The organism is Empedobacter sp. 225-1, from assembly GCF_030328185.1.
Classification (GTDB): Bacteria; Bacteroidota; Bacteroidia; order Flavobacteriales; family Weeksellaceae; genus Empedobacter; species Empedobacter stercoris.
The window spans coordinates 21,153-33,280 of sequence record NZ_JACALO010000014.1; the positions used below are offsets into that span (position 1 = coordinate 21,153).

Below are 12,128 nucleotides of genomic sequence, written 5' to 3' on the forward strand. Positions count from 1 at the left end.
AATTTGTATTTTATGTTCTGATTTTATTCAGAATATTTTATTCATTATTTTTTGCTAAAATAGCCTCCACAATTTGTTGTGCATGTACGCGCGAGTTTTCGATAAACCAAATATTCGTCAACATTCCTCCACAAACAACTCCTGCCAAATATAAATCATCTACATTAGTTTCCATTGTTTGGGGATTATATGTAGGTGTTTTTAATTCATCATGACTTAATGTAATTCCACAATTTTCGAGAAATTTGAAGTTAGGATGATAACCCGTTAAGGCTAAAACGGTATCATTTTCTATTGAAATATCTCCTTGTGGTGTTTTAATATTAACCTGATTTTCATGGATAGAGGTGATATTCGAGTTGAAATATGCTTTGATACTTCCTTCCGTGATACGATTTTCAATATCAGGTCGAACCCAATATTTTAAACGATTTGTAAAACTATCTCCTCGAATTACCATGGTTACATTTGCACCCTTTCGGTAACATTCTAAAGCGGCATCTACGGATGAATTATTTGCTCCAACAACGACAACATTCTGAAAAGAATACGGATGCGCCTCTTTATAATAATGATGCACTTTTGGCAAATCTTCGCCTTCTATTTGCATCATATTAGGGATGTCATAAAACCCAGTTGCAAGCACTACATTTTTTGCAGAATAGCTATTTTTTGAGGTGTTAATTACAAAATTTGAAGTTTCAACTTTAGTGATAGCTAAGACTTCTTCATAAAGATTTAAATTAAATTTAAAATACTTATGAATGTTTCGATAGTATTCCAACGCTTCTTGTCGACCAGGTTTTGGTGCAATACAATTGAACGGGATATCACCAATTTCTAATCGTTCGGCAGTCGAAAAAAAAGTCATGTACAAAGGATAATTGTACAAGCTATTTGTTAAGGCTCCTTTTTCTAAAATTAAATAAGAAAGATTGTTTCTTTTCGCTTCTATTGCACAAGCTAAACCAATAGGTCCAGCACCGACAATTATCAAATCATATTGTTCTTTCATCGCGCAAATTTACGGATAATCAAATCGGTAATCCATCCATTTTTATCAAAAGTTTTATAAAAATAATGTTTAACTTTTTGGATTAACAAAATATATTAATAATTTTGTTTGACAAATTTGTCAAAAATAAAATAGCACATAGATATGAAAGATGATACGGAAGAATTAATCAAAGAAACAGCAAAAAGGATGTTTTTTGGTGAAGGTAGATTTCATGCTACTACACAAGAAATAGCGGATGAAGCGAAGGTGAATCGTACGTTGATCAATTACTATTTTAGATCGCGTAACAATTTGATTAGCATTATTTATGAAGAAGCAACAGTTGTGAGTAATGAAAAATCGCGTGCAATTTTAGATCGAAATCGTGATATAAAAGAGATGATAGGAGAGTTTATCGAAGATTCAATTGCTACATCTATAAAATTCCCTTATTTGGAAACCTATATCGTTACCGAAATGAATAAAAATAAGACGATGTGTTCTAAATTAATGAAAGATAATTTGGATGAGGTTGTCCAAGTTTTTTATGAACGATTAGAAGAAGAAATGGAAAAAGGAACAATAGAAAAAATGGAACCAATTCAGTTTTTATTGAATATGATTTCGTTAATTAATTATCCGTTTACTATTCGTCCACTTCTTCAGTTAGACTTGAAATTAAGTGACGATGATTTTAAACGAATTCTTTCGGATCGAAAACAGATTATACTCAATACACTTTTTAATAAGAAATAAATTGATGAAGAGGTTCAAATTATTACTTTCCATAGCGATTATAGCAGTAATGAATACCGTAAATGCACAAGAAATTATTGCACTAAAAGATGCTATAAAATTTGCATTAGAAAACAAAGCGGATGCAAAACGAGCAGATTTAGCAATAAATAAAGCGGAATTCAAAATAGACGAAGCAAGAGCTGGAGCTTTGCCACAAGTGAGTGCTGATGCCGCAATTCAGTATAGTCCAATTTTACAGCAAATGGTTTTGTCCTTTGCGGGGCAACAAATGAAAGGTGAAATGAGTAGGCCTTGGGTTTCGAATATCGGTGTTAATGTATATCAAACATTATTTGATCAGCGTGTTTTTACAGGACTTAAAGCGGCGAAATCTACACGAGAATTTTACCAAATCAATGCAGAGTTAACGGAGGAACAAATTATAGAGCGTGTAGCAAATGCGTATTATCAAGTTTTTATTCAAGAAGAAAAATTAAAAACGATTGATAAAAGTTATGAGAACACGAATAAAGTTCGCAATGTTATTAAAAGTTTGGTGGAAAATGGATTGGCAAAACCAATTGATTTGGATCGAATTGTGGTTCAATTAAATAATATTTCCTCTTCACGTCAACAATTGGTAAATGCTGTGGAAATCAACAAAAATGCGTTGAAATTTTATATGGGTTATCCAATCGATGAGCCAATTCATTTGAAAGAAGAAACAATTACCCCAAATTTAGTTTTATTAGATCATCAGGTTGAAGTCGAAAATAGAACAGCGTTCAAACTTTTATCCAAACAAAAAGAATTATTAGGTTTTGCGAAAGATGCGGAACGTGCAAATCTTTATCCAACCGTTGGTTTAGCAGCTAATTATGGTGTCGCAGGAATGGGTGATAAATTTTTAACGTCTAAAGATTATTTTTGGTCAGATTTAGCTTCAATTGGATTGAGTGTAAAAGTTCCAATTTTTTCTGGAGGAGCTACAAAAGCTAAAATAAATCAAGCAGAAATTGATTTACTCGATATTGAACAACAAATGAATGATATGAAACTGGGGTTAAGTTTAGAATATCAGAATGCTAAAGCTCAAATTGAAAATACGTTAAAAAGTGTTGATATTCAAGAAGAAAATGTAATGTTAGCTGAGAAAGTTTTATCAAATACACAAAATAATTATCAGCAAGGTTTGGCAAATTTGACAGAAATATTAGATGCCGAAAATGCGTTAACAGCTGCTCGAAATAATTATTCAAATGCTTTATTAGAATATAAAATTGCCGAAATAGCTTTAATAAAAGCCAAAGGAGATTTAAACACATTAATTCAATAATAGAACCGATTTATGAAATCAGTAAAAACTTTACTTTATATATTAATTGCTGCTGGCTTGATTGGAGGAGCAGTTTACATCATCAAAAATAACAAAGCGAAGCAAGAAGAAGAGGTTGCGATTGTAAATGAAAGTGCCGATGAGGTGGTGGTGAATACTGTCAAAGCGAAATACGAAAGCTTGAATACAGATTATACATCAAACGGAACATTTGCACCGTTTCAAGAAATGAGTTTCCCGTCTGAAATTTCAGGACGAATTGTGCGTGTTTTGGTTGATGAGGGGAGCTATGTTTCTGTTGGACAAACATTGGCAACAATTAAAAAAGATGCAATTGAAGTTGATGTGACACAAGCACAAAATAATTTACAAAATGCTATAATGGACAATGAGCGTTACGAAAATGCATACAAAACAGGCGGAGTAACAAAGCAACAATTGGATCACTCGCGTTTACAATTAAAAAATGCGAGAGCAGCTGTTTCTGCTCAAAATTTACGTGTGCGCGATACCAATGTAAAAGCAACAATTTCTGGTGTAATTAATAAACGTTACATCGAACCAGGTTCTGTTGTAGCACCAGGTTCACAAATGTTTGATATTGTAAATGTATCAAAATTAAAATTACAAGTTACAGTTACAGAAGCTGAAGTTGTGAATTTAAAAGTTGGTCAAACAATCAAAGTGTTAGCAAGTGTTTTTCCAGATCAAGAATTTGCAGGAAAAATTTCTTTTATTGCCCCTAAAGCAGATGCTTCGTTAAATTTTCCAGTAGAAATTCAAGTTTCGAATAATTCGGGATTAAAAGCTGGTATGTATGGAACAGCAATTTTTTCCACAAAAGATGATGTTAATGCAGGTAAAAATGTTTTGGTTATCCCATCCAATGCTTTTGTAAATGGGATTAGTTCTGGACAAGTTTTTGTCGTTGAAAATAATATCGCAAAACTAACGAAAGTTGTCATTGGAAAAACGGTAGGAACTGAAGTTGAAATTATCAGTGGAGTAAAAGAAGGAGCTGAAATTGTGACAAGTGGTCAGATTAATCTGAAAGATGGAACGAAAGTGAATGTTGTAAAGTAAGATAATTTTTCCATGAAAATAGCAGAAATATCAATTAAACGTCCCACAATGATTATCGTGTTATTCACGATTTTAACCTTGGGAGGATTGTTTAGTTACACACAGATGGGATACGAATTAATCCCAAAATTTGAAACGAATGTCGTAACAATTTCAACAATTTATCCTGGAGCTTCCCCAAACGAAGTTGAAAACTCTGTTACCAAAAAGATAGAGGATGCCGTTGCAGCCTTAGAAAATGTAAAAAAAGTAGAATCGAAATCCTACGAAAGTTTATCAGTTGTAATGGTAACGTTGAATTCTGACGCGAATGCAGATTTAGCATTGAATGATGCGCAACGTAAGATTAATGCAATCGAAAAAGATTTACCAGACGATGTTGATCCACCTTCTTTGACGAAATTCTCGTTAAGTGATTTACCGATTATTACTGCCGGTGTGACATCTGATAAGTTGACAGAAAAAGATTTGTACGATTTATTAGATAAAAAAATAGAACCAGTTTTGTCTCGTGTGACAGGTGTCGCACAAATAAATTTGATTGGTGGTCAAGAACGTGAAATTCAAGTCAGTTTAGATCCTTTGAAATTGAAAGGTTATGGTTTATCTGTCCCTCAAATTCAACAAGCAATTTTGACATCTAATTTAGATTTTCCAACAGGAAGTGTAAAAACGCGTGAAAATTCGACAATTATCCGTCTTTCTGGTAAATATAAATCGGTAGAAGAATTAAATAATTTAGTTATTTCTTCGAATAATGGAATTCAAGTTCGTTTATCAGAAGTTGCTTTTGTACAAGATTCTCAAAAAGAAGTTGAGAAAATAGCACGAGTTAATCAAAGTTCAGCGATTATTGTTCAGGTTGTAAAACAGTCTGACGCAAATGCAGTTGCGGTTTCTGAATTAATGAAGGAGACGATCCAAAAAGTTGAAACAGATTATAAGAAAGAAGGATTGAAAATTCAGATTGTAAATGATACTTCTGACTTTACATTAGCAGCTGCAAATCATGTTATTTTCGATTTGCTTTTAGCAGTTGTTTTGGTTGCAGTTGTAATGTTTTTGTTTTTACATAGTATTCGAAATGCCTTTATTGTAATGGTTTCTATTCCAGCTTCGTTAATTGCAACGTTTATCGGAATGTACTTGATGGGATATACGCTAAACTTGATGTCTTTACTTGGTTTATCTCTTGTTGTAGGGATTTTGGTGGATGATGCCATTGTTGTTTTAGAGAATATTTACCGTCACATGGAAATGGGAAAATCGAAGATTAGAGCATCTTATGATGGTTCAAAAGAAATCGGATTTACAGTAACAGCCATTACATTGGTCATTGTAGTTGTATTCTTACCAATTGCGATGAGTACAGGTTTGGTAGCGAATATTATTGCACAATTTTGTGTGACAGTTGTTATAGCAACCTTATTATCCTTGTTATCGTCATTTACAATTGTCCCTTGGTTGTCTTCTCGTTTCGGAAAATTAGAGCATATTACAGGAAAAAATATTTTCGAAAAATTTATTCTTTGGTTCGAAAAACAGTTAACAAAATTTACACACTTCATTTCAGATATGTTAGAGTGGTGTCTTAAAACGACTACTCGACGTATTGGAGTTTTTGTTGGAGTTTTTGTTGTTTTGTTTGCAGTTGTTGGCGTTTTAATTGGAGGAAAATATGTTGGGAATGAGTTTTTTCCTAAAACGGATAAAGGAGAATTCTTGGTGCAAATGGAATTACCTAAAGATGCAACAATCGAAGAATCAAATTTTGTTACGCAAAAAGCAGAGAAATTTTTACGCAATAAAAAAGAAGTAGTCGATATGATTACAACTGTTGGTCAAAGTTCTGAAGGGTTCGGAGCAGCACAAGCAACAGCTTACAAAGCGGAGATTGATGTTATTTTGAATGATAAATCAGAACGTGAAGACAATTCGTTTATTTATGCTGCAAAAATAAAGCGTGAATTAGAAAAAGAATTGGTTGGAGTAAAAGTAAAAACCGTTCCAGTAGGTATTGTTAGTGCAGAAGAAGCGCCTATTGCTTTGGTGGTTACAGGATCTAATGTAGAAAGTGCAATGATATTTGCCGAATTAGCCAAACAAGAATTAGAACAAATCAAAGGTTCTTCGGAAGTGAAATTAACAACTGAAACTGGAAATCCTGAAATTAATGTCCAAGTTGACCGCGATAAAATGGCTCTATTAGGATTGAATTTGCAAACGGTTGGATTAACCATGCAAACGGCTTTTTCTGGAAATACCGATGGTAAATTTAGAGCAGGTGAATACGAATATGACATTAATATTCAATACAATGATTTCAATCGTTCGAATATTGATGATGTTCGTAGTTTGATTTTTGTGAATGATAAAGGTCAACAAATTCGTTTGGATCAATTTGCAACAGTGACGCAAAGTTCTGGACCAAGTTTCTTAGAACGTCGTGATAAAACACCTTCTGTTACAGTTCAATCTCAGGCTGTTGGTCGTACTTCAGGCGATATTATAAATGAATTTACAGAAAAATTAAACAAAATAGATAACAAACGACCTACAGGAGTTTCATATGTTTGGGGTGGAGACAAAGAAATGCAAGACGAAGGTTTTGGTACATTAGGTTACGCATTATTGGCTGCAATTATTTTAGTTTATTTGGTCATGGTAGCCTTGTACGACTCATTTGTTTATCCATTCGTAGTATTATTCTCTATTCCATTATCATTAATCGGAGTTTTCTTGATTTTAGCTTTAACGAATAATTCGTTGAATATTTTTACGATTCTCGGAATGATTATGTTAATCGGTTTAGTGTGTAAGAATGCTATTTTATTGGTCGATTTTACAAACCATAGGAAAGAAGCAGGAGAAACAACTCATGATGCATTGGTACAAGCCAATCATGCGCGTCTTCGTCCAATTTTAATGACAACCATTGCCATGGTGTTTGGTATGATTCCAATCGCTTTAGCAGAAGGGGCAGGAGCAGAGATGAATAACGGATTAGCATGGGTAATTATTGGTGGATTAGTTTCGTCATTATTCCTTACATTAATCATTGTACCAGTAGTTTACTCCTTATTTGATAGTGCAATAAGACGATTCTCAAAAGGAGAAAAAATTGATTATGAAGCAGAAATGGTTGCTGATTATCAATCACGCCAAATAAAAGAAGAATGGGAAAAATAACCATTCAATTCGATATTTAATAATTGAAGTCGCTCTATTTTGGAGCGACTTTTTTTATTTTAACTATAATTAGTGAGTTTTCTAAAATTTAAAAACTTTATTTTTGATTCAATTATTAATTTTGAGAATTTTATAAATGAAAAAGATATTTCTTTTGACAGCTCTTTTTGCAGTGTCAACTCTTTTTGCTCAACAAGTTACCAATACATTAGAAGGTGTTTTTACAACAAAGTCAAAGGATGAATTATACAATCCATTAAAATTTGATGGAAAAGGAAAAGTAACAATCACTGAATTTGACGAAGAAGGGTACGAGTTTTTTGAGCGCAACGATTCAGTAGTGATTTTTGTAGAGAAAACAGTTTTTATCTTCAAAAAAGAAAAGAATCAATTAAAAGGAATTTCAGATTGGGTTGATAAAAAAGTATACAAATCTAATCTAAAATCTTTCGAAAATAAACCGCAAACAGAGGCTAAATTAGCACAACGAGCAGGTTGGATGGCTCAAAATTATGACATTAATTTTAAAAATAATGCAAGTTATTTGTTTGATTTTGATGAAGAAGGTTTGAATCGAAAGTTAAAAGAAAACGAAACAGCAAATGCTAAACTTTGTAAAGATGGTTTTGACGAAAGTTGTAAAATAGTATTTGCGTATAAATTTGCTGAACAATCAGGTGGTATTTTTGAGACTTTATCAGCTACAGAAGAGTTGAAATTGGAACCCAATAAAGAGTTAGAGCAATTGGCACAACGCGTACTTGATTTAGGAAACCCAGATGGATACGGATTGTTTTATAACTATTATTATTTTACGGGCGAGAAAGAAAAAGCTGAAGAATTTCTTCAAAAAGGATTGGATTTAGGTTCAAAGTATTGCACGGAGATTTCATTAAATTTAGCTTTAAGTGAATTAGAAAATAATATGAATGAAGAAATAGAAGAAGCAGTGGAATAACTGCTTTTTTTGTTAAATGATTAGTTATTTAGTATATATTTGGAAATAATTAAAAACAACTAATTGTATAAGATAAAATTGCTTATGAAAAAATTTTTATCCTTTTTATTTATCTCTACATCTATTTGTAGCTTTTCTCAACTAAACGTATATACAGTTGATGTAACTGCAAATGATATTGTTTACGACAAAGTATCAAATAAAATCTATGCAAGTATTTCCAGCGCAAACGGATCAAATGGCAATAGTATTGGAATTGTGAATTTAGAAACTTTTCAATTAGAAAAAACTGTTTTCATGGGAAGTGAACCTACTGTTTTGGCTATTTCTGATGATGGTAAATATATTTACGCAGGTTTTGATGGAGCTTCTATCGTTAGAAGATTTGATGTTCCAAATCAAAAAGCAGATTTGCAATTTAGTTTAGGAGCAGATTCTTTTCTGGGGTCATTTTATGTAGAGGATATAGAAGTTATGCCAGGTAAAGCCAATACTATAGCGGTTTCTCGACGTTATAAATCCGTAACACCAAGACATGGAGGAGTAGCAATTTACGATGATAATGTAATGAGACCTACAACAACTCCAGGTCATTCAGGAAGTAACGTTATCGAGTTTACGAGTGCAAATTCTTTAATCGGTTATAACAACGAATCGACAGAATACGGGATAAGAAGACTATCTGTTAATAACGGAGGTGTTTCAAATGTAAGCCTTTCGGGAAGTGTTTTATCAGGATTTAACTTAAATTTTAGCTATTTTAACAACAAAATGTATTCGTACGACGGAAAAGTTGTAGATGTAACAACTCAACCATTTGTTATAGGTCAATTTCCTAATGTAATTGGACCTGTTGTTTACGATGAAAATACAGATCAAGCATGTTTTGCAAGTTACGATTGGAATGGTAATATCTCTTTCAAACGATTCAATGCCGAAACATTTTTATTGGCTGATAATTTACCAATTTCTCAAGCTTTTGGTTACACAGGATCTATAATTAACTGTGGAAAAGGATGCTATGCATTTAACACTTCAGACAATAAAATTGTTATTATCAAAGATGCAAAATTATCTACATCACAGAATTATATTAATAATTCATCAGTAGAAATTTACCCAAATCCAACGACAGATTTTGTTTACATTAAATCGGATAATATTTTATCGAAAGTAGAAATTTATGATATCAGTGGAAAATTAATCCATCAATCTTCGATAACAACTAAAATCGATATTAGAAATTTCTCAAAAGGAAATTATATTTTAAAATTAATCGACAATAAAGGAAATGTTACTACAAAACAAATTCTAAAAAAATAAGTTGATTTAGTGTCAACTTATTTTAGTTCTGGACAAAATAAATAAAAAAAAGGATTTCATTCGAAATCCTTTTTTTATATAAAGTGTGTAATATCTTATTTATCGATAGAACCCATCACACGTTGCATGAAAGTATTGGCAGCAGTACGCTCGTCCATTCCTTCTTCTTCCATCATTTGTTTCATTTCCATTGCTCCACAAATGTTAGAAATCATTTCACCGATTACTTCTTGCTCTGGCTCTTTAACCGCTGGAGAATCAGCATAAACTTCTAAAACTTCTAAAGCCGTTTCCATTGCTTCAATCGAAACGTTTTTTGCTAAATTTTTAAATACCGGCAGCTTCATTGATCAATTCTTTTACAGCATCAATTTTAGATGCAGTTACTTGTCCTACATTAACTCCTCCTTTGAAAACAGCGAAAGTTGGTAAATTTGGAACTTCAGCCAATTTTCTTGATTCTACTAATTTCTCAGCATCAACATATAAAAATTCTGCTTGACCTTCGTATTCAGCAGCTAATTTTTTGAATTTTGGTTTTACCAAACGGCAGTTTCCGCACCATCCAGCACCATATTGTACAATTACGATATTGTTATCAGCAACTACTTGTGCTAAGTTATCTTGTTCTAATTCTGCAAACATTTTTTTAATTTTTAAAGTGTTAAAAATTGGATATAAAAAAGGCTGTCTAAGGTATTAACTTAGTGATTTTACATTGAAAATAAATCAGTTAAAAATCTTCTGTCAAAATTTAGACAGCCTCTCCGTGAATTTTGGAATTCTAAGATTCCAAGTTATTTTTTAGTGAGAAGCTAAGTAAGAAGCTACACCATCTTTAGTAGCGTTCATAGCATCTTTTCCTTCTTCCCAGTTAGCTGGACAAACTTCACCGTATTTCTCAACGTGTAAAATTGCGTCTAATAAACGTACATACTCATCGATGTTACGACCTAATGGTAAATCGTTGATTGTTTCGTGACGAACAACTCCATTTTTGTCGATGATGAAAGTACCACGGTAAGCAACTGGAGCTCCTTCAAATTTTAATGAATCGTTTTCTTCGTTGTACACATACTCACCTGCTAATACACCATAGTCCATAGCAATAGTTTTAGCTAAATCTGCAACGATTGGGTAAGTAACACCTTCGATACCTCCGTTATCTTTAGCAGTGTTTAACCATGCTAAGTGAGTTTCTTCTGAATCACAAGAAGCAGCGATTACAACAGCATCTCTTTTTTCGAATTCAGCTAATTTAGCTTGGAAAGCGTGTAATTCTGTTGGACAAACAAATGTGAAGTCTTTTGGGTAGAAAAATAAAACGATATTTTTCTCTCCGATTGGCATTGAAAAGTTTTCTACGATTTCGTCTCCATCAATTACTGCTGGCGCTGTAAATAAAGGCGCTTTTTTTCCTACTAATGACATAATTTTAGTTTTTATATTTTGTTTAATAATTCTAAATTTGATAAAACTAATTAAAGTTTTTATCTCTTTTACTGATGCAAATTTAGGCCGATAATTTCAATAGTCAATAGATTTTTAATTTCAATTATAGATTAAACTATAAATATTATTTATAACATAGAATTAATAAAAATCATTAAATCAAATTCTACTAAACTCCTAATGAAATCAAGCGTTCATCTTATCTTTACGCTAATTTACGGAGATTTTTTACCTTAAAGAATGATATTCCTTATGTTGAAGATTATTTAAAATGATTTAAATTTTATTTCTATATTAGTAGAGCTAAAATGATACAAAAATGCTAAAATATTTATTTATTCTTCTGCCAATAATTGGAGTTTCGCAAGATGCCATTCGTGTAGAGTATGAAGTTCGTCAAGAGTTTGACAAAAGTAATTTAAAGCAATTATCTGTAAAACAAGAGGAAATGCTTTCTAATTCTGAGAATAAACGCTATTATTTTGAGTTGGTTGTGAATAATTTAAAATCAAATTACACAGAAATTGAACGGATCAATAATGAACAAAATCGAGGAACTTCTTTTGGATTGACAACTAATATAAGCGCAACTATTTTTAAAGATTTCAATGCAAAAGAGTTATATGAAAATAGTATAATGAAACCGAAGTTGTTTATTAAAGATTCAATTCAGTCTTTCCCTTGGATATTGAGTAAAGAAGAATCAACAATCTTAGGTTACAAAGTCAGAAAAGCAATATATACCAATTCTACACAAACTGTGGAAGCGTGGTACGCACCAGATTTACCTTTTCGTGACGGACCTTCTCGTTTTAACGGATTACCGGGGTTAATTTTAAAAATTAAATTCAAATTACCATTTATAAGTGATATGGATACAAATGTTAGTTTTACGGCAATTCATTTAAAACCATACGCAGGGAAAATAGAAATACCAAATAAATCGAAGAAAGTAACCAAGGAAGAATATGACAAGGAGATAGAGAAATCAATGGGAAAATCTGGAGGAATAATAAATCAAGGCGTAGAGAAAGATTAAAAGAATGAGGACT

At 32.1% G+C, this 12,128-nt stretch carries 11 protein-coding genes; 7 read left to right on the forward strand and 4 right to left on the reverse strand.

What is annotated here, in order from left to right; translation table 11 throughout:
- Nucleotides 1-37: 37 nt before the first annotated feature.
- Nucleotides 38-1,015 carry a YpdA family putative bacillithiol disulfide reductase gene (locus HX088_RS05800; protein ID WP_286483658.1) on the reverse strand — a complete coding sequence of 326 codons (978 nt, stop codon included), beginning with the start codon at nt 1,013-1,015 and terminating at the stop codon, nt 38-40.
- A 144-nt stretch (nt 1,016-1,159) separates the two neighbouring features.
- Here HX088_RS05800 and HX088_RS05805 point away from each other — a divergent pair, with 144 nt between their 5' ends.
- The 6 genes from HX088_RS05805 (at nt 1,160) to HX088_RS05830 (ending at nt 9,624) form a co-directional block, all read left to right on the forward strand.
- Nucleotides 1,160-1,753, forward strand: coding sequence for a TetR/AcrR family transcriptional regulator (locus HX088_RS05805; RefSeq protein ID WP_286483659.1), 594 nt, complete (start codon nt 1,160-1,162; stop codon nt 1,751-1,753).
- A 4-nt stretch (nt 1,754-1,757) separates the two neighbouring features.
- Nucleotides 1,758-3,071 carry a TolC family protein gene (locus HX088_RS05810; RefSeq protein WP_284583835.1) on the forward strand — a complete coding sequence of 438 codons (1,314 nt, stop codon included), beginning with the start codon at nt 1,758-1,760 and terminating at the stop codon, nt 3,069-3,071.
- A gap of 12 nt (nt 3,072-3,083) precedes the next feature.
- On the forward strand, nt 3,084-4,154 hold the full coding sequence (locus HX088_RS05815) for an efflux RND transporter periplasmic adaptor subunit (RefSeq protein ID WP_286483660.1): 1,071 nt from the start codon (nt 3,084-3,086) through the stop codon (nt 4,152-4,154).
- Between the two features lie 12 nt (nt 4,155-4,166).
- Entirely contained in the window at nt 4,167-7,343 is a 3,177-nt protein-coding gene (locus tag HX088_RS05820) for an efflux RND transporter permease subunit (protein ID WP_286483661.1), read from the forward strand.
- Between the two features lie 136 nt (nt 7,344-7,479).
- Nucleotides 7,480-8,301 carry a hypothetical protein gene (locus tag HX088_RS05825; RefSeq protein WP_171621655.1) on the forward strand — a complete coding sequence of 274 codons (822 nt, stop codon included), beginning with the start codon at nt 7,480-7,482 and terminating at the stop codon, nt 8,299-8,301.
- Between the two features lie 84 nt (nt 8,302-8,385).
- Nucleotides 8,386-9,624: a T9SS type A sorting domain-containing protein gene (locus HX088_RS05830; protein WP_286483662.1), complete on the forward strand. Its 1,239-nt coding sequence runs from the start codon at nt 8,386-8,388 to the stop codon at nt 9,622-9,624.
- A 95-nt stretch (nt 9,625-9,719) separates the two neighbouring features.
- Here HX088_RS05830 and HX088_RS05835 read toward each other — a convergent pair whose 3' ends face one another.
- The 3 genes from HX088_RS05835 to HX088_RS05845 form a co-directional block, all read right to left on the reverse strand.
- Entirely contained in the window at nt 9,720-9,971 is a 252-nt protein-coding gene (locus HX088_RS05835; RefSeq protein WP_171621659.1) for a DUF6952 family protein, read from the reverse strand.
- A complete protein-coding gene (locus HX088_RS05840) occupies nt 9,952-10,269 on the reverse strand; it encodes a thioredoxin family protein (protein ID WP_135836238.1) in 318 nt (105 codons plus the stop codon). Before HX088_RS05840 ends, HX088_RS05835 begins: the two co-directional genes overlap by 20 nt.
- A gap of 159 nt (nt 10,270-10,428) precedes the next feature.
- Nucleotides 10,429-11,055 carry a peroxiredoxin gene (locus tag HX088_RS05845; RefSeq protein WP_038336698.1) on the reverse strand — a complete coding sequence of 209 codons (627 nt, stop codon included), beginning with the start codon at nt 11,053-11,055 and terminating at the stop codon, nt 10,429-10,431.
- A gap of 340 nt (nt 11,056-11,395) precedes the next feature.
- Between HX088_RS05845 and HX088_RS05850 the strand changes: the two genes are divergently transcribed.
- A complete protein-coding gene (locus tag HX088_RS05850; protein WP_188320169.1) occupies nt 11,396-12,115 on the forward strand; it encodes a GLPGLI family protein in 720 nt (239 codons plus the stop codon).
- The last annotated feature ends 13 nt before the right edge of the window (nt 12,116-12,128 follow it).